The organism is Arenibacter catalasegens (assembly GCF_002909235.1).
Classification (GTDB): domain Bacteria; phylum Bacteroidota; class Bacteroidia; order Flavobacteriales; family Flavobacteriaceae; genus Arenibacter; species Arenibacter catalasegens.
Genome location: NZ_PHQQ01000024.1, coordinates 41,175 through 61,114, shown reverse-complemented (window position 1 = coordinate 61,114; position 19,940 = coordinate 41,175). Strand labels below are relative to the sequence as shown.

At 39.0% G+C, this 19,940-nt stretch carries 13 protein-coding genes and 2 pseudogenes; 10 read left to right on the top strand and 5 right to left on the bottom strand.

Features of this window, described 5'->3' with window-relative positions; genetic code table 11:
- Positions 1-9: 9 nt before the first annotated feature.
- The gene (locus CWD90_RS17265; RefSeq protein ID WP_103477312.1) at positions 10-2,298 is read right to left on the bottom strand and encodes a type IA DNA topoisomerase; all 2,289 of its coding nucleotides are present in this window, start codon (positions 2,296-2,298) and stop codon (positions 10-12) included.
- A 252-nt stretch (positions 2,299-2,550) separates the two neighbouring features.
- Between CWD90_RS17265 and CWD90_RS17260 the strand changes: the two genes are divergently transcribed.
- Positions 2,551-3,246, top strand: coding sequence for a 3-keto-disaccharide hydrolase (locus tag CWD90_RS17260; RefSeq protein ID WP_103477311.1), 696 nt, complete (start codon positions 2,551-2,553; stop codon positions 3,244-3,246).
- 242 nt (positions 3,247-3,488) lie between these two features.
- Here the strand turns inward: CWD90_RS17260 and CWD90_RS17255 are convergent, their stop codons facing one another.
- The 3 genes from CWD90_RS17255 to CWD90_RS17245 all read right to left on the bottom strand — a co-directional run bounded on the left by CWD90_RS17255 (position 3,489) and on the right by CWD90_RS17245 (position 5,920).
- The gene (locus CWD90_RS17255; RefSeq protein ID WP_103477310.1) at positions 3,489-4,076 is read right to left on the bottom strand and encodes a pseudouridine synthase; all 588 of its coding nucleotides are present in this window, start codon (positions 4,074-4,076) and stop codon (positions 3,489-3,491) included.
- 90 nt (positions 4,077-4,166) lie between these two features.
- On the bottom strand, positions 4,167-4,538 hold the full coding sequence (locus tag CWD90_RS17250; protein ID WP_103477357.1) for a DoxX family protein: 372 nt from the start codon (positions 4,536-4,538) through the stop codon (positions 4,167-4,169).
- 74 nt (positions 4,539-4,612) lie between these two features.
- A complete protein-coding gene (locus CWD90_RS17245) occupies positions 4,613-5,920 on the bottom strand; it encodes an alpha/beta hydrolase family protein (RefSeq protein WP_103477309.1) in 1,308 nt (435 codons plus the stop codon).
- A 256-nt stretch (positions 5,921-6,176) separates the two neighbouring features.
- Between CWD90_RS17245 and CWD90_RS17240 the strand changes: the two genes are divergently transcribed.
- Both CWD90_RS17240 and CWD90_RS17235 read left to right on the top strand, forming a co-directional pair.
- Positions 6,177-6,590: a Fur family transcriptional regulator gene (locus CWD90_RS17240; RefSeq protein WP_103477308.1), complete on the top strand. Its 414-nt coding sequence runs from the start codon at positions 6,177-6,179 to the stop codon at positions 6,588-6,590.
- A gap of 54 nt (positions 6,591-6,644) precedes the next feature.
- Positions 6,645-8,627 carry a heavy metal translocating P-type ATPase gene (locus CWD90_RS17235; protein ID WP_103477307.1) on the top strand — a complete coding sequence of 661 codons (1,983 nt, stop codon included), beginning with the start codon at positions 6,645-6,647 and terminating at the stop codon, positions 8,625-8,627.
- 140 nt (positions 8,628-8,767) lie between these two features.
- Here the strand turns inward: CWD90_RS17235 and CWD90_RS17230 are convergent, their stop codons facing one another.
- Positions 8,768-9,607 carry a sugar phosphate isomerase/epimerase family protein gene (locus tag CWD90_RS17230; RefSeq protein WP_394335826.1) on the bottom strand — a complete coding sequence of 280 codons (840 nt, stop codon included), beginning with the start codon at positions 9,605-9,607 and terminating at the stop codon, positions 8,768-8,770.
- Positions 9,608-9,799: 192 nt separating this feature from the next.
- On the opposite strand from CWD90_RS17230, the pseudogene CWD90_RS17225 reads away from it, so the two are divergent.
- The 7 genes and pseudogenes from CWD90_RS17225 (at position 9,800) to CWD90_RS17195 (ending at position 19,846) form a co-directional block, all read left to right on the top strand.
- Positions 9,800-10,456, top strand: a pseudogene (locus CWD90_RS17225) (metal-dependent transcriptional regulator).
- Complete coding sequence (locus CWD90_RS17220) at positions 10,453-11,475, top strand: metal-dependent transcriptional regulator (RefSeq protein WP_103477306.1); 1,023 nt, start codon at positions 10,453-10,455, stop codon at positions 11,473-11,475. The pseudogene CWD90_RS17225 and the gene CWD90_RS17220 overlap by 4 nt, the downstream one beginning before the upstream one ends.
- A 3-nt stretch (positions 11,476-11,478) precedes the next feature.
- Positions 11,479-13,671 (top strand): annotated as a pseudogene (gene feoB / locus CWD90_RS17215) (ferrous iron transport protein B).
- Between the two features lie 249 nt (positions 13,672-13,920).
- On the top strand, positions 13,921-15,009 hold the full coding sequence (locus CWD90_RS17210; RefSeq protein ID WP_103477305.1) for a nickel-binding protein: 1,089 nt from the start codon (positions 13,921-13,923) through the stop codon (positions 15,007-15,009).
- A 388-nt stretch (positions 15,010-15,397) separates the two neighbouring features.
- On the top strand, positions 15,398-15,880 hold the full coding sequence (locus CWD90_RS17205; protein ID WP_205161266.1) for a cupin domain-containing protein: 483 nt from the start codon (positions 15,398-15,400) through the stop codon (positions 15,878-15,880).
- A gap of 65 nt (positions 15,881-15,945) precedes the next feature.
- Entirely contained in the window at positions 15,946-17,334 is a 1,389-nt protein-coding gene (locus tag CWD90_RS17200) for an FAD-binding oxidoreductase (protein ID WP_103477304.1), read from the top strand.
- Positions 17,335-17,722: 388 nt separating this feature from the next.
- Positions 17,723-19,846, top strand: coding sequence for a M3 family metallopeptidase (locus CWD90_RS17195; protein ID WP_103477303.1), 2,124 nt, complete (start codon positions 17,723-17,725; stop codon positions 19,844-19,846).
- The last annotated feature ends 94 nt before the right edge of the window (positions 19,847-19,940 follow it).

The following is a 19,940-nucleotide window of genomic DNA, read 5'->3' as shown; positions in this document are numbered from 1 at the left end:
TCTTCCCTGTTAGTGATTACCATTCAAAATTGAAAGAACAAGAGCTTTTGTCAATGGCTTATCGGCAGCTTTGGCTTTTACTTCCTCGAAAGTAAACCTGAAACTACATCCGGTGCCGTGATTGCTGCAGCCGTATGATGTTTTACCTTTTAAAATCATCCCATTTTTACATTTTGGACAAGCTGGGGTATCGGTATTCAGTTTTTTCTTGGGCTCTAAAATTAGCCCGAACTGTTCGTTAAACCGGATGAGACCTTCTATATCATTGATTCCATCGTGAGTAAACCCCTTTAAATTTACGGTACAGCCTTTTTGAAGTAATCGCATTAATTGTTTTTCAGAAATTTTTTTATCATGAACAACAAACGGCAGTAAAAAATCACAGCCTTTAGTATACGCACTACAGCCATAGGCCGACTTCCCTTTTAAAAGTTTCCCTTTTTTACATTTCGGGCAGGTTTCACCAGTAATGCCACTCGAATTTATTTTGGGTTTTTCGGCTTCTTTATCGTTGTTGACAGTGGTATGGGAGATATTGGCACGTTTTGTTTCACTTCTAACTTCGTAAACTAATTCGTCTACCATTTTTTTCATATTGTTGATGAACAATCCAGCACTAAAATTTCCCTTTTCAATGTCTTTTAATTGCTTTTCCCATAAACCTGTTAATTCCGCAGATTTTAGCAAGTCGTTTTGAATAGTATTGATCAATTGGATGCCAGTTTGGGTTGGCAGCACCTGCTTCTTATTTCTAATAATATACTTGCGCCTGAATAGGGTTTCTATAATATTGGCACGGGTAGATGGTCTTCCAATGCCGTTTTCTTTCATAAGTTCCCGCATTTCTTCATCATCAACTTGTTTGCCGGCGGTTTCCATAGCCCTTAGCAGGGTAGCTTCTGTAAATTGTTTAGGAGGCTTGGTCTGCTTTTCCAAAAAGGAGGGCTCGTGGGGGCCTTTTTCACCTTTCACAAAGTTCGGTAGGATACCAGACAATTTTTTTTCCACGGAATCGGCAGTCTCAAATATAACACGCCAACCTTTCTTGAGTATCTCCTTGCCCGTAGTTTTAAAGGGAATACTGGCCGCCTTGCCAATCACTGTTGTGTTGGAAACTTCACAATCATCATAAAAAGCGGCGATAAATCGCCTAGCTACAATATCGTAAACTTGTTGTTGTGCTGGCGCCAATTTTATTTCAACGCCTGTTGGGATAATAGCGTGGTGGTCCGTTACTTTCTTATCATTAAAGACCTTTGTAGATTTCTTGATTTTTTTTGACAATAAGACGGCGGTCAGTGCCTCGTACTCACTTAGATTCCGGAGTATTCCGGCTACCTTAGGATATACATCATTAGGCAAGAAGGTAGTGTCTACCCTAGGATAGGTGACCACCTTTTGTTCATATAATTTTTGGACGATCTTAAGCGTTTCATCGGCTGTAAATCCAAATTTTGTATTGCAATAGACCTGTAAACCGGTTAGATCAAATAACTTGGGAGCGTATTCCTTACCTTTCTTTTTGGAATTGGAGACAATCTCAAAATCGTGTTCTTTTACTTCCTTGGCCAAAACTTCACCCTCCTCCATTTTTAAAAATCTGCCTTCTTCATAATTAAAGACGGTATCCCGGTATAGGGTTTGCAATTCCCAATAGGGTAGGGGTTTAAAGTTTTCTATTTCCAAGTGCCTATTTACCACCATGGCCAAGGTGGGGGTCTGTACCCGCCCAACGGACAACATCTGTTTATAGCCACCGTGTTTAACAGTATAGAGCCGTGTGGCGTTCATTCCTAAAAGCCAATCGCCTATGGCACGTGAAAAGCCCGCATAATAGAGATTATCATAATCATGGGAAGACTTTAACTTCGTAAATCCTTCTTTTATGGCTTCGGTAGTCAAGGAAGAAATCCACAAACGCTTTACTTCTCCAGTGTAATTGGCCTGATGCATAACCCAGCGCTGTATAAGCTCTCCTTCTTGGCCGGCATCCCCACAGTTGATAACCAGTTCTGCCTTATCAAAAAGGCCTTTTATTATGTTGAACTGTTTTTGGATACCTGCATTATCTACCACCTTTGTTTTAAATTTTTCCGGCAGCATCGGTAGATTATTCAAGTCCCAACTTTTCCAATAAGGCTTATAGTCATTAGGTTCAAATAAGGTGCAGAGATGTCCAAAGGTAAAAGTCACGGCATAACCATTTCCTTCAAAATACCCGTCATGCTTAATGTTAGCTCCTAATACTTGAGCAATTTCTCTAGCAACGCTGGGTTTTTCCGCAATACAGACTTTCACTTTAAAAGGGGTTTTAAAAGGCTTGCAAATTACTTAATTTAAACTGTCTTATTCCTAGAAAAGGGAATTTTGTAATTTATTGATATTTGAAAAGAAAGATTCGAATGGGTCTGGAACAGGATACTATTTTCTCCCTTACAAAGATCCATTAAAAAAATTTAATAAGTGCAATATCAAAGGAAATCGATATATTTATAAGGAATGAAATTGGAAACTTTCAATAAAGGCTACATTAAATTATAAAATTATAGGATGAAAAGCACAATCGTTATTATAGCTACTTTTTTTATCTTAATGTCTTGTGCTACCCCATTCTCAAAAAGTCTTTTTAATGGAAAGGATTTGGAGGGTTGGCACGTAGATGTGCCCGAAATGGACAACAATCCCACTGCTATAAACCCCTTTATTGTGAGGGATGGTATGTTGGTGAGCTTGGGAGAGCCACAAGGTCATCTTATAACAGACGCCATTTATCAGGACTTTAGATTGATAGTAGAGTATCGTTTTGCCGGAAAGCCCGGAAATTGTGGTGTATTGGTATTTGCCTCTACACCGAGATCGTTATATGATATGTTTCCCAAATCTATTGAGGTTCAGATGATGCATGAGAATGCAGGGGATTTTTGGTGTATTGTTCAGGATATCACCACAGATAATATGGTGGAAAGACGGGGGCCAAAAGAAGATTGGGGAATAACCGAAGGTAAATTGCGTAGGGTAAAAAACCTTACAGATGGATCTGAAAAACCTTTGGGCGAATGGAATTCCATGACCGTTGAGTGCCTCCAAAATGAAATTAAAGTATGGGTTAATGGCGATTTGGTAAACCATGGTTATAATGCCACGGCGAGTAGTGGAAATATTGCCTTACAGGCCGAGGGTTCGGAAGTTGAATTCAGAAAAGTACTTCTTACCCCGATTTCTGAGATAAGTGTAACTGCACCCTAATGGTATACCGGAATGGCCAAAGACCTCAAACTTTCCCTGGCGCTTGGCAAGGTAAATTTATGCGTTGTTCTTTTTTGGATTAGATGCTTTTCGTAACAGATCAAAATCAATTTTGAGGTGAAAATAGTTTATACCCTATTTAGGGAATTTAGGCCTTTTCAAATTGGTTATACCAATATGGAGGGCTTGAAGGTCTTGTGTGTATGTCATGTACAAGAACAATAAATTTTGAGTAGGACAACCTAAATAGATAAGTTGTGGATGGGGATTACTTCCCCTGGGGTTAAATTGGCCAATTTAATGTCCCCAATACGTATCCGAATCAATCTTAGCGTAGGAAAGCCTACAGCAGCTGTCATTTTACGGACCTGACGGAACTTTCCTTCGGTAATGGTGATGCTTATCCATGAAGTTGGCCTATGTCTCCCTATTCTCAATTTTTTGTCAGGTTCGGGCAAGTCGGGGATTATGGATAACTTGGATACGATTGTGGTTTTTGTTATATATTTCTTGCCGTGGAATCCTATTTCCACTCCATTCTGTATTAATTCGATGGCCGCATTGGTTATTTCTCCATCCAACTGTGCATAGTATTCCTTTTCTACACCTGAACGGTTTACTAAATCGCTCAGTTTTCCATTTGTTGTCAGTAAGAGTAATCCCTCCGATTTTTCATCCAAACGGCCAATGGGCATAATACCTTCGGGAAAATTATGGAGTTCACTTAAGAATCGTTTGTTGCGAGACTCTTTGGCGTCATTAGAATGCAACTGACTCAGCATTTCGAATGGCTTGTAAATCTTAAAATGAAGATGGGCAAGTTCCAGCATGTGCCAAAGTTACATTGTTTTAGCATGGATTAGAATCCCATAATTCTTATTCTTTCTGTTTACTACAATTTATAACAACAGTGTAAACTGCTATTCTGTGGCATATTTTCTTACTCCCCATGCCAGGCCTATAAGGACTAATTGTATGGGCAAGCGAATCATAGCTGCTTCCGGACTACCTATGGCAGGTTGGTCCGAAAATACATCCCAAATATGTATGGGTAGAAAAAGGAGCATGAGCCATAAAATACCGGTAGCTCCCAATTTAGCAAATTTGGGAAGGAGGAGAAGTATTCCCACAACCATCTCTAAAACTCCCGAAAAATAGATAACCCCCAATTTAAAAGGTAAAATTGGGGGCACGAAAGGCAGGTAGAAGGTGGGTTTTAAAAAATGTTGCACCCCTGCATATATCATAAAAAGGGCCAATAATATTTTAATAATTTTCCAGAATAGCCTCATTGCCTGATTGTTAAAAAAATGTGTATTATAATATATTGAAAATAGGGTTGAGTTTAAAACCCCCATTAGATGTTTTAGGGCGTTGGATTGGCATGTAAGAGCTCCATACCTGTTGAAGATCGCGGCTTAAATCCGGTCCAATCCTTTTCATTGGAATTTTCCTGTAGCTCCAAAAATTTCGAATAATCCTTTTGTTTTAAGTGAATACCTAAAAAGGCAGTCAGGAAATGTTGATTTACATTGTTGATTTTTCTTTGGTCCCAGCTAGGTTCTGCATATCTATAATATTCATCTATATGGTGGCCTGGCTCCAAGGATTCTTTTGGGGGTGGATTTGGAGCTACGTTGTGCCTGGCATTTTTATAGGTAAGTAAATATCTGTCAGCATTTACAGCACCAGTATAGATAGCCTTAATTCCTTTTTCGTAACCCGATATATCATCTTTGCTTCCTGCAACAAAAAAGGTGGGTACCTTTAGACCTTTTAAGCCTTCTGCATCCCAAATACCACGCTCCATTCCCCAAGGCGCAAAGGCCACAACCGCTTTTATTCTTGGGTCTACTTTTGGATATGCGGGATTGCTCATGGTTAGGTCCACTATTGCTTTACTGCCACCGGTCATGCCAGAAAAGAAACCTATAAGGCCATCGCTATAGCCAGCTCCTGCAACATTTAAGACACCATAACCTCCCATGGAATACCCTATAATGCCAATATTTTCGGAATCTATCAATCCCGACAAAAAGTTTTTATTCTTAGCCTTGCCTAGGTTCGCCATTTGGTTTAGAATAAATGTAATATCCTTAGCGCGATTCACTAAGGTACTTGGGAAAGGTGAAGCATCTTTAAAGGTGGAGTCTGTATGGTCTATAGCCACTACAACATAGCCTTTGGAAGCCAAATTCTCCGTTAGGTAGGTCATAAGGTATCTTGACCCAACATAGCCGTGTGCTACTACCAAAAGAGGAAAAGAACCATCTGTTGTCAAAGGAGAGGCATCGCGGGTAGCCCTACCTTTAAAGGTAAATGGAATTAAAGGTCTTAAGGTGTCATGCGCTGTTCCCATAACCTCGTTGTATAGAACAGATTCTTTTGTTCCTTTAGGCAATTGGGACGGATACCAGACTTCTACTTTTAACGGACGATTATAAATAGGGTCTACACCGTTTTTCGAATTTAAAACATCCACTTGTCCTTTATTAACAAAGTCCATAGTACGAACACCAACGCTATAGGTTCCGCGTGTGGATAATTCGGGTGCGTCCGGAAGTGCATCCCCGTAATGAAAGGATTCGGTTTGAGCATTTAAGACAGCATTGAAAATTAGAAAACAAAATAGTATTTGAGGATAAGTATGTCTGAGAAAAGTTGGTTTGATCATGAGTTTTTGGTTTAGATTAAAAATACAAAATATAACGGCAACTATTCAAACTGAAATAATTTTTGCAGAATTGAGAAAGGCCATTGGTATGTCGAGTAGTATTATGACCAGGTATTAGGAGTATTAAGCAAAAATAATAAAACTACTATGGATTGTGTTAAAAGAATACCATAGAAAATAATACCTTGGTGTTAATGAGAAGCTAGTTGGCAATGAACAATTAGAAAAGGATAGTTTACAAACGCTCACAGAGATTATGGAGGAAATAGAGATACAACTTAAGAAATTTGGAGTTAGACCTACAGCTATGCGCCTTTTGGTATATCAATTCATGGCCTCACAGAAGTCGGCTGTTAGTCTTACCACTGTAGAGGAGAATTTTGAAAAATCCGATAGGACTACCTTATATAGGACTTTAAAGACATTTGAAGAAAAGTGTATTGTTCATCAAATAGACGATGGGACAGGAATTCCCAAATACGCGCTTTGCGATCACGATGAGGGTATGGCAAGGCACTCGGACCTGCATTTACACTTTCATTGTACAAAATGTAATAAAACAACATGCTTAACTGAGCATAGGATTCCTCAAATTAATCTTCCTAAAAAATTTATTCCAGAAGATGTGAATATGCTGGTAAAGGGTATTTGTGAGCACTGTAACCAATAATGCACATACATTGCATGTACAATACGGTTAATTTTGCCTATAAATAACTTATCTATGAAGTCACATCAAGATTCTAAAAAGCATGACCATAATCACGACCATGGTGGAGTTTTTGGTGAAAAGACAGAACTTTATTTTGCAATTTTAAGTGGAGTGTTCTTTTTTTTAGGGTTGATTTTGTCCACCTTATTCCAGGCCCCGGAATGGGCTGTATTAGTGGGCTATATAGCCGCTTATTTCTTTGGAGGATATTTTACTCTTCTAGAGGCTATTGGCAAGATTCGGAAAGGGGAGTTTGAAATTGATTTTTTAATGATCGTTGCGGCAATAGGGGCTGCATTTATAGACAGTTGGGGTGAGGGGGCCTTATTGTTGTTTTTATTTAGTTTAGGGCATGCTTTAGAACATTATGCCATGAACAAGGCCACAAAATCCATTAAGGCCCTGGGAGAGCTTTCCCCTAAGTCCGCGTGGCTTAAAAATGGTCAGGATATTAAGGAAATTCCAGTTGAGGAATTGAAGTTGAACGATATTATAGTGGTAAAACCGAATACCAAAATATCGGCAGATGGGGTTATTGTAAAAGGGAGTAGTAGTATTGATCAGTCACCTATAACTGGTGAGAGTATTCCCGTAGACAAAACAGCGATTACCGATACCATTAATCTTCCAAATTTTAGTGAAATAAACCAGTCCCATGTCGTCTTTACAGGAACTATTAACGGGGATGCGATACTGGAGGTTCAAGTTTTAAAATTGAATGTGGATGCTACTATTTCCAGGTTGGTAAAAATGGTAAGTGAAGTAGAAACCAAAAAATCGCCCACACAACGATTGACCAAGAAATTTGAAAAATGGTTTGTACCTGCAGTTATTACTTTGGTGGTTAGTTTGTGTTTCGTTCATTTGATAATTGATGAGACCGTAAAAGAAAGTCTTTATAGGGCCATTAGTGTATTGGTAGCTTCAAGTCCTTGTGCTTTGGCCATTTCAACACCAAGTGCAGTCTTGAGCGCCATTGCTAGAGCGGCCAAAAAAGGTGTACTTATTAAGGGAGGGCGAGCCCTTGAAGATTTGGGAAGCCTAACTACCATAGCCTTTGATAAAACGGGTACGCTTACCGAAGGCAAACCAAGGTTGATAAATGTGCTTCCTATAAATGGATTTGATAAAAATGAGTTTCTGAATATGGTGGCTGACGTAGAGAGTTTAAGCAATCACCCTTTGGCGAAGAGTATTACAAAAGACCTTAAGGAGAAGTATGGCGTTGAAAACAAGCAGCGGTCCACTAATATGCAGGCCGTTCAAGGGAAGGGGGTAAAAGCAGAATATAACGATGGGTATATTTTAATAGGCAATGTACAGTTGATGAAGGATGCGGGAATCCCTATTTCTTCTGAAGCCCAAGACCAAATTAGCCAATGGCATAAGGACGGGCAGACGGTTATGTTGGTGGGTTATAAGCAAGTGCTTATTGGATTGTTGAGTGTTATGGATGTTCCCAGAAAAAGTGCCGCTGCAACCTTGGAGCGACTTAAGGAAATTGGGATTAAACAAATGATTATGCTGACTGGGGACCATCAAAACGTGGGCGACTCCATTGCAAGACAAATTGGACTTACCGAGGCCAAAGGCAATTTGCTTCCCGAGGACAAGGTAAAGGCCATACAAGAGTTTCAGAAAAATGGCGTAAAAATAGCCATGGTAGGAGACGGGGTAAATGATGCCCCGGCTATGGCTAGCAGTACGGTTGGTATTGCCATGGGGGCAGCAGGGAGCGATGTAGCTTTGGAAACCGCCGACGTGGCCTTAATGTCGGACAAGATAGAAAGCCTTCCCTTTGTAATCGGGTTAAGCAGAAAATCCAAAGCAATTATTAAGCAAAACCTATGGATCAGTATGGGCGTCGTGGCATTTTTAATTCCGGCTACGCTTTTCGGGTTTGCGAATATAGGTATGGCTGTAGCCATTCATGAAGGGTCTACCTTGTTGGTAGTCATCAATGCACTGAGGTTGCTAAGATATGATCTTGATTAAGCCTAACACATAATATAGTGTTGCAGCGGAGAGTTGAAAAACAAACGGCTACCATGGATAAACCCTGGCAGCCGTTTAGCTATAAAGAAACCAATTCATTTTCAACACCATTTTATAGGCAGTTGAAATTGGTTGGATTCTTATTTAAATCCTATTTTGATAATCCCCTTATGACTAATTTTTATAGCCTCCAAAGGTGTCATGTCAAAAGTTTTATCTTGTTCCACCATGTAGTATTTCATCCCTGATTTCTTTTTTTGTGCAAGGATCTCGGAAAAATTAATTTGCCCGTTACCCACAGGGGCAAACCTTCCTTGGTCGTCCATATCCTTTACATGCCACATTTTAAACCTCCCAGGGTATTTGTTAAAATACGTCACAGGATCTTGATTTGCTTTGGTTACCCAGTAAAGGTCCATTTGGAAATTTACATATTTTGGATTTGTATTTTCCAGTAAGTAATCATAGGGAACTACGCCATCACCCCCTTTTTCGAATTCAAAAGCGTGATTGTGGTATAGGAGTTTCAATCCAGCCTTATGACATTTTTCGCCCAGGATGTTCATGAAAGAAGCGAGTTGTTTATTGTCATCCCTCAATTCTTTGGGGGAAGAAGGAAGCACAAAGTATTTGAAGCCTGCCGCTTTAACATCGGCGATCATGGTATCTGCATTCTCTAAGGTAACTCCTCCCTGATGTGTGCTAATAGGAGATAGTCCCACTTCTTTAAGTAATTTGTTGAAATCCTTTGGGGCCAGATTATAAAATTTCCCATCCTTATACCCTGCAGCTTCAATATTTTTATATCCAGCCTCAGCAACTGCCATAAGTGTGGCTTTGGCATCCGCTCCCATATTATCTCGGACGGTATAAAGTGCCAGCCCACCTACCTTTTGTTGGGCATTGGCCATAAACATGCCAATCATCAACACTGGCAGAAATAATTTTTTTAACGTTAAGGTGAACATTGATTTTTTCATAATACGTTTTGAAATATTTTTTTTAAAAGTAATATATGTTTTGATAAATATCATGTAAATAATTTGATAAAAATTCTCAAGTACTATTTTATGGCATTTTCAACTAAGTGCTCAATCAATGTAGGTATATTGAAATATATTTTTAGGCTAATCTAAAAATATATAATTATCTTTATGGCAAAGTAAAAAAGAATGTTGTCTCAAGCGGAAGAGAATTATTTAAAAGAAATTTATGCTCTGCAAGAGGGTAGCCAAGATGAGATAAGTACCAACTCAATAGCAGAAAAAATGCAGACCAAAGCCTCTTCTGTAACAGACATGTTACAAAAGCTTTCCAATAAGGGTTAGTTAGATTATACCAAATATAAAGGAAGTCGACTTTCAAGAAAGGGAAGGGTCAAAGCTATTTTAATTGTTAGAAAACATCGTCTTTGGGAAACTTTTTTAGTAGAAAAATTGAATTTCCCTTGGAATGAAGTCCATGATATTGCTGAACAATTGGAACATATTAAATCGGAAAAGCTTACCAATAAATTAGAAGCTTACCTTGGAAACCCTCAGTTTGACCCTCATGGTCATCCTATTCCTAATGGAAATGGAGAAATTGCCAAAGTAAATAGTATTCGTCTTTCCGAGTTTAAAATTAAGGAAGAAGGAGTATTTGTAGGTGTAAAGGATTCTTCGGATAATTTTTTAAGATACTTGAATAAAAATAAAATAGCTATTGGGGATACCATGAAATTGCTGGATATTGAACCTTTTGACAATTCCTTCCTTATTGACATCAATTCCCAGCAATTTGTTATTTCAGAAAATGTGGCCAAAAATTTATATTTAAAAAGAGAATGAATACCTACAACCCTATAACCGCCCTTGCGGTATTTTCGGCATTATCTATTTTGGTGTATTTTCTTTTTAGACCCAATAAGGGGTGGTTCTGGTTGATAAAAAATAATTCAGTTTCCAACGATAAAATTGTTGTGGAGGATGTTTTAAAATTGTTATATCACAATGAGAATGCGGATAAGCATCTCAATGTGAACGATATCATTAGAACCTTAAAATACAATGACCATTTAATACTGGATTGTATTAATAAAATGTCGGACCATGAATTAATAGGTCTGCAGGGAGATACCGTAAAACTTACAAAATCTGGGAGCGATTATGCCTTGCGTATTGTTAGGGCCCATAGGCTCTGGGAAAAATTTTTAGCTGAAAAAACAGGATTTAAAGAAGCGGAGTGGCACGAAAGAGCGGAAAGAATGGAACACGAACTTTCCAAGGTGGATACTGATATTTTGGCCTCCAAATTGGGCAACCCACAATTCGACCCCCATGGAGATCCCATACCAACAAACACTGGAAAGATTGCAAAAGTCAAAGGGATTCCAATATCCCAGTTGCCTACCGGAACTATTGGGAGAATTGTCCATATTAAGGATAAACCCGAAATAATTTACAAGCAGATCCTGGCAGAAAATATACATATTGGTTCCCAGATACGGATAGTAGAAACAACAGCCGCCCGAATTGAATTTCACTCGGAAGGGGAGGCTTTTGTATTAGCGCCCATTATGGCCGGTAATATTACAGTTTCTGTTTTGGAAAAAGACAAAGTCTATGAGGAAGATTTAGCAAGATTGTCAATTCTAGGAGAAAATGAAACTGCCAAGATTATTGGGATATCCAAAGAAATTAGGGGAGATAGCCGAAGAAGGTTGTTAGATTTGGGTTTTGTTAAAGGAGCGGAAGTCAGTATAGATCTTTTAAACCCATTGGGCGACCCCAAGGCCTTTCTAATAAAGGGAACTAGTATTGCCCTGCGCCAAAATCAAGCCTCGAAAATTTTAATTAAGAAAGATTAGATTATGGAAGTTAAGCCCAAAAGTGCCTGTGAGACATGTGCTCAGTTCAATGCCGATGGACTAAAAAAATTAGGGGTCAACACCAGTGATTTTGACTTTGTTGTGGCTTTGGCCGGTAATCCAAACACAGGGAAGAGTACTGTTTTTAATGCCATGACAGGATTACGCCAGCATACGGGCAATTGGCCCGGTAAAACAGTAACTAGGGCTGAAGGTGCTTTTGAATACAATAATGAGAAATTTAAGTTGGTAGATTTACCGGGCACGTATTCCTTGCTTTCTACTTCTGAAGATGAAGAAGTAGCCAGGAATTTCATTCTTTTTGGTAAGCCCTCGGTAACAGTAATTGTAGTGGACGCAAGTAGATTGGAAAGAAATTTGAACCTCGTATTGCAAATTTTGGAAATTACTAATAACGCTGTCCTCTGTTTAAATTTAATGGACGAGGCGGAAAGAAATAATCTGGAAATTGATACCCGTACCCTATCAAGGGATTTGGGAATTCCTGTGGTGCCCACCAGTGCTAGATATAATAAGGGAATTCCAGAGTTGATCCAAACTATAAGTGAATTGGCGAATGGTAAAATTGTGTGTAATCCACACCGAATAAAGAATATACCTAAAAACATTGAGGAGGCATTGGAGAGGTTAAGTACAGAAATAAAGCAAGTGTATCCTAATATTGCAAATAGTAGGTGGATAGCCTTAAGGTTATTGGAGGGAGACAGCAATATTATTGAAACCCTTAAAACGGGTGAATTCGTATAAATAAGATTGATGGAGACTAAAAAAATAGATAATATTATTTCCCTTTCCAATGACCTTCGATGGCAAATTGGTGATGAATTTCACGACAGTCTGGCCGAAGGAATTTATGCCGATGCCGCGGAAATCGTTAAGGGCTCGGTTCACAGAAAAGATGAAAAAGGTACTTATAGGATAGATGCTAAAATAGATAAGATTATCACCAGTAAGATTTGGGGTTTCCCCCTAATGTTTTTGATATTAGCGTTGATCCTGTGGTTAACAATTGTTGGGGCAAATTATCCTTCAGCCATGCTAGCGGAATTGTTTCTGGATGCGGTTCATCCTGCTCTAAAAGGATTTGCCGCCAGCATTGGTATGCCTTGGTGGTTGGATGGTTTTTTAATTGATGGTGTATATTTGGCCGTAGCCTGGGTTATTGCCGTTATGTTGCCGCCAATGGCTATATTTTTTCCATTATTTACCCTTTTGGAAGACTTTGGATATTTACCAAGGGTAGCTTTTAATCTGGATCATTTATTCAAATTATCAGGGGCCCATGGCAAACAGGCATTGACCATGAGTATGGGTTTTGGTTGTAATGCGGCAGGTGTGGTTGCCACTAGGATAATAGACAGCCCAAGGGAGCGGTTAATCGCCATAATTACCAATAATTTTTCACTTTGTAATGGCCGTTGGCCCACGCAGATACTAATTGCCACAATTTTTGTAGGCGCCCTGGTTCCGGCTTCATTTTCAGGGTTAATTTCCTTGGCGGCCGTTATAGGAATAGCCGTGTTGGGAATGATATTTATGTTTTTGGTTTCGTGGGGCCTATCCAAAACGGTCTTGAAAGGAGAGGTGTCTACCTTCAATTTGGAATTGCCTCCCTATCGTCCACCAAGATTTTGGAAAACCATATATACTTCCATTATTGATAGGACCTTGATCGTATTGTGGCGGGCAATTGTTTTTGCCGCACCTGCAGGAGCAGTTATTTGGCTAATTTCAAACATTTATTTGGGAGATGAGAGTGTGGCCGTATGGTTAATTGGTTCTTTGGACGGATTTGGTTTTCTTTTGGGTCTTAATGGCGTAATTTTAGTAGCCTATATTGTAGCCATTCCTGCCAATGAAATTGTAATTCCTACTATTTTGATGTTGACTGTGTTGGTTACTGGTATTACGGCAGGAGCGGGAGCTGGTGTCATGTTCGAATTGGATTCGATAACGGCAACAGGAGATATCCTTAGGGCAGGGGGGTGGACCTTATTAACAGCTATTAATCTTATGTTATTTAGCTTATTGCATAATCCGTGTAGCACCACGATATATACTATTTACAAGGAAACAAAAAGTGTTAAATGGACCATTGTAGCCTCCATATTACCGGTTATTATGGGATTTGTGGTAACTTTTTTGGTGGCGCAGATTTGGAGACTGTTGGCATAGGCGTACAATCTGTGTTTTTGGACTTAGGCAATAGTGCATTGGTTCTAGATCATTTCAAAACATCATTTGGATGTACTTGTGCTCAGCCAAGATTTGAGATGTACCAAATAGCATACTTCACAGAGCAATAGTTTTTAAAAGAAGTAAATCATAGTCCTGTAGGTTTTTAACGGAACCTAAGTATTACGAAATTCGCGTACGAGCTTATAACTTGATTAAAATCACTAACTTGTTATAAAATTTACCGCTATGCCAATTTATATGGATCGTCACGATATTCCCGAAGAGATAACTGCGGCACATGTGGCACAAATGCATCGGGAAGATTTAAAGATAGAGCATCTTTACGGTTGCAAGGGTATGACCTATTGGTGCGATGAAAAAAGACGCACGGCTTTTTGCCTTATTCAAGCGCCGAATAAAAAGGCTATCCAGGATATGCATAATCATGCTCACGGAGAAGTTCCGCATAGGATTATTGAAGTAGAGGGATCTATAGTAGAATCGTTCTTAGGTAGGATCGAAGATCCAGAAAAATCACAAAAGACAGAATTGAATATAATTAATGACCCTGGTTTTAGGACTATAATGGTCATTGGTTTAAGTCAGGAGTCTTTGACAGGTGTGGACCATAAGCCAGTGAACAGGGACTTTTTTCCCTATAAAAAAGCAATTCTTTTATCCATTGAAAATTTTTTGGGGCGGGTTGTAAGGCAAAAAAACGATTATTTATTGTTGTCTTTTAATTCGGTTACCAATGCTGTACTTTGTGCACAGGAAATTCATTCCAATAACTTAAATACGAATATCCAATTAAATATTGGATTGCATGCTGGGGTTCCCGTGACAGAGAAGGATGGTATTTTTGAGGATACCATTAAAGTAGCGGAACGCTTTTGCCAAATGATTCAGGGTAAAATCGTTATTTCCCCAGAAGTAAGGGATTTGTATGAAAGTGAGAACTTGAACGTTAAATTGAATGCTGAAAATATAAGGGCCCTTAATGTTGGAGAGGAAAAGTTTGTACATCTATTGATGGATTATACAGAGAAGGAATGGACCAATGCTGCTTTCAATTCCCATGATTTTAGTAACAGTCTTGGATATAGTAAATCACAATTGTACAGAAAAATGATTGCTCTCACAGGAAAGTCCCCTAATAGCTTTATCAAAGACTATCGATTGGGAAAAGCTTTGCAGTTGTTGAACAACAATGCGAATAATATTTCTGAAACTGCTTTTAGAACCGGATTTAACAGTCCTGCCTATTTCTCAAAATGCTTTATGGACAATTTTGGAATTCTCCCCTCAGCGTATATAAAGAACTATGTTGCTTAAGGATTTTTCAATGGAAAATAAATCTATGCTTGAATTTTGTAATTAATTGAATCAATTTTAGATGTCTATTGTTTTATCCTCCCTTAATTTTATAAGAAGTAAAAAGAACAATTACAGCAAGTTCAAATTACCTGTGTGATTATAAGCAGACCAGAACAGCTGCCTGGTACTACTTGAGTTCTTGCATACTGAAACATACCCCCACCATTTGTGCCTTAAGGCATCGTAATTACTATTTCCCCCAATTAGCACCTTTATTTTATATCGTGTATATGCGATAGGATGAATTGTGCATAGCTCATAGATACAAAATAGTTGAACAGATAATGAAAAATAGGAATCCCCCTTTTAATAAAAAACTGATTAGTCACCTTTAAGAATTAAAGCCATGAAAAACAATGTAGATTTTTCTAAATTAAAAGTTGCTGTATTCATTTGCATTGTCTTGAGCGTCGGTCCTTTTTTTGGCCAAAATGACCTAAATGAAGACATGGAGAATTCATTGGTCAGAACACATACGGACAAAGATTTGCAATGGGGGCCTTGCCCATCTTTTATGCCAACGGGATGCACAATATCGGTTTTGCACGGCGATCCAACCAAAAACAACCTCGATGTCTTTTTTAAAGTGCCTGCCAATTATGAAATACCCGAACACTGGCATAATTCCGCGGAGCGTATGATTCTGGTTTCTGGCGAATTGCAAGTAACCTACGAGGGAGAAATAGAGAATACCATGAAAGTTGGCTCTTATGCTTTTGGCCCATCTTCTAAGCCTCATAAGGCCAAATGTGTGAGTGCTGATCCCTGTGTGCTTTTCATTGCCTTTGTGGATCCTTTAGATGCTTTTCCAATAGTAATAAAAGAATAGTAGGAGATAGGTTTTAATCTAGAATCTAGAATAAGGAGTTTTATAAACAATTTAAAATTAGAATTATGGAAATGGTTATAGGAGTGGATGCCGGTCAAATAGTATCCTTTAAAAAGCAAATAAAGGGAGAGGTAATAATGGTATCAGATAGTAATTACAACAGCTCTCGAAAGGTTTATAATGCCATGATAGACAAACGCCCTGGAATGATCGTGAAGTGCGCAGAGGTGGCCGATGTAATAGCTTCCGTTAATTTTGGACGGGAAAATGATTTGCTGATTGCTGTCAGGGGCGGCGGACATAATGGCGGTGGATTAGGCTTGTGCGATGATGGGATGGTCATAGATTTATCTGGATTAAAATTTATTAATGTGGATTCTTCCAATAATACAGTAAGTGTCGGTGGAGGTAATATTTGGGGCGAAGTTGATCAAGCTACCCATGCCTTCGGATTGGCAATTCCCAGTGGTATGATTTCTACAACAGGTGTAGGAGGGCTAACGCTGGGTGGGGGAGTAGGTTACCTTACTAGGAAATACGGACTTACCATAGACAATCTATTGGAGGCAGATATGGTATTGGCAGATGGTTCCTTTGAAACCGTGAACGCAAAACAGCATCCTGATCTTTTTTGGGCCATTAGGGGAGGGGGAGGTAATTTTGGTATTGTAACCTCTTTTAAATTTCAAGCCCACCCATTAAAAACTGTAATTGGAGGCCCTACCTTATGGCCAATAGAACAAACTGAGGAAATAATGGCTTGGTATGATGCATTCATTCATAAATCAACGGAAGATTTAAATGGGTTCATTGCCACAATGGTTATTCCAGGGCCACCTTTTCCCGAACATTTGCACAATAAGCAATTTTGTGGAATTGTATGGTGTTACACTGGCCATCCGGACAAATTTGAAGAATTATTTAAGCCCGTCCTCGATAAAAAACCCTTGTTTCAACATGTGGGTGAAATGCCATATCCCTCAATCCAAACCATGTTTGATGGTTTAATGCCCCCTGGACTGCAATGGTATTGGAGGGCCGACTTTTTTGATAAATTAGGACCGGAAGTTAGGGCGGGCCATTTGAAATATGGTTCAAAAATTCCGACGCCGCTTTCGCAAATGCATTTATACCCAATTAGTGGTGCCGCAAGTAGGGTTGGGAATACAGATACCCCATGGGCCTATAGGGATGCAAAATACGCAGGTGTTATTGTAGGGGTAGATCCTGATCCTGCCAATGCTGATAAAATCACAAATTGGTGCAAGGATTATTATAATGCACTGCATCCACATTCCTCGGGAGGAGCCTATTCCAATTTTATGATGGATGAGGGACAAGATCGGGTCATGGCAAGTTACAAGGATAACTACAAGCGTTTGGCGCGAATTAAAAAACAGTATGATCCCAATAATTTGTTTAAGGTAAATCAAAACATCAAACCGGGTAAATAAAGACGTTGGATTAAGCTTTGGAGACCAAAATAATTCTAGATTTGAAGGCAATGATGGATGGAAAATGGAAAAGAACCGGTATATATGTATATTTTCTGAGGACAATTTAACCAAAAAACAGTATAAAGTAACCTTGACAGACGGGAACAAGAAGAAAAAAATGATATTGAACTTTGATGAATAAATTCTTAATACTTGATCAATTTGTTAAAACCTTATTCCTCCGATAAGGTTTTTTTATGCATATTCGTCAGCTTCTTCAAGTTAATGCGAGTATGGTATTAGAGTTATTAAGGCTTTGTTCGAATAGAATTTATTGGAAGTGCCAAGTAAATAAAATTCTGCCAGTTTGATTACTTTTGCACACAAAATACCAATTGCCCGATATATGAAAAATGTTTGTTCATTATTACTATTAATAATTATATTTTCCGCCTGTAAGGATTCCAATAACAATAATAATTCAACCTCTCAAAACGCTATGATTACCATTAATAATCCACTGCTTGCTGAAAGTACTTTACCATATGGTGTGCCCGATTTTACAAAAATTAAAAACGGTCATTTCCAAGATGCATTAATGCAAGGAATGGAAGAAAAAAGAGTAGCCATTGAAAACATTGCCAATGAGACCGAAGCGGCTACTTTTGAAAATACCATACTGGCTTTGGAAAAAAGTGGCAGTTTATTAGAGCGGGTTCAAAACGTTTTTTCTGCTCTTACAGGTGCACATACCAATGATACCTTGCAGGCCGTACAAGAAGAAATGGCGCCTAAATTCTCGGAACTTAGTGATGCCATTTATCTCAATAAAAAATTGTTTCAGCGTGTAAGAACCTTACACAGTAAAAAAGAAAATTTAGACTTGGATGCGGAATCCTTGAAATTATTGGAAAACTATTTTGAAGATTTCGAAATTGCTGGAGCCAACTTATTAGCAGATGACAAGGAAATTTTAAAAGCTTATAATTCTCGCTTGGCTACACTGAGCAATACTTTCAATAAAACCCTCTTGGAGGCCAATAATGCCGGAGCCTTATTGTTTAATGATAAATTGGAGCTAGCCGGAATTTCGGAATCTGAGCTGAAATCCTTAAAAAATGGAGAAGATAAGGGTTGGAAAATACCACTTCAGAATACTACCCAACAACCATTGTTGCAAGCGTTGGAAAAAAGAGTGATTAGGGAGAAGTTATTTAATGCGGCATGGTACAGGACGGATGGTTCCGCTCATGATACCAAGGCCATTATTACGGAAATTGCGGAATTACGTGCTAAAAAAGGAGCGTTATTGGGCTTTGCCAATTATGCCGAATGGAGTCTGCAAAATACCATGGCCAAAAAGCCAGAGAATGTGAATAAATTATTCAGTGGACTTATTCCTGCTGCCACGGCCAAAGCAAAACAAGAAGCAGCGGAAATTCAGCAAATGATACTGAAAAAGGGCGGGGATTTTACCTTGGCCCCTTGGGATTGGAACCACTATGCCGAAATGGTACGTAAAGCAAAGTATGATTTGGATGAAAATCAGATAAAACCTTATTTTGAATTAAAAAAGGTATTGGAAAGAGGGGTATTCTATGCTGCAGAAAAATTATACGGAATTACCTATAAGGCTAGGACCGATATCCCTACCTATCATGAGGATGTCTTGGTCTACGAGCTATTTGAGGAGAACGGAGACCCTTTGGGCCTTTTCTACGGGGACTTCTTTTCACGCCCCAGTAAGCGAGGTGGGGCCTGGATGAGCAATTTTGTTACCCAATCTAAATTGTACCATAAAAAACCTGTAATTTATAATGTCTGCAATTACCCTAAACCAACAGAAGGGGAACCAGCACTGCTGACATATGATGAGGTCGAGACGATGTTCCATGAATTTGGACATGCCCTACACGGGTTTTTTGCCGATCAACACTTCCCATCCTTATCAGGTACTTCTGTGGCGCGCGACTTTGTGGAGTTTCCTTCCCAATTTAATGAAAATTGGGCCTTGTATCCAGAAATCCTTAAGAACTACGCTCTGCATTACCAAACTGGGGAACAAATTCCACAAGAACTTATTGATAAGATAAAAAAATCGGGCACTTTTAATCAGGGGTATAGTCTACTAGAGAATTTGGCAGCTTCCAATTTGGATATGCAATGGCATACCATTGGATCTGACACGGCAATAAAGGATGCAAATGCCTTTGAAAAGGAAGCCTTACACAAAACTAAATTGGATGTGGTTTCGGCCGTTCCCCCACGTTACAGATCTACTTATTTTGCCCATATCTTTGGTAGTGGCTATGCCGCAGGCTACTATTCCTACCTGTGGACAGAAATGCTGCACCACGATGCCTACAATTGGTTTGAAACACATGGCGGACTTACTAGGGAAAACGGTCAACGTTTACGGGATATGATTCTTTCCCGCGGTAATACCTTGCCCTTGGAAGAAATGTACAAGGAATGGAGAGAAAGCGATCCAAAAATTGAACCTATGCTAAAAGCCAGGGGTCTGCAATAATATAGGAATTAAATAAGTTATAAATCTAAATTGGAAAAGGCCCCTGCTAAGGGGCCTTTTCTATAACCATTATTTAAGAACTTATAAATTATAG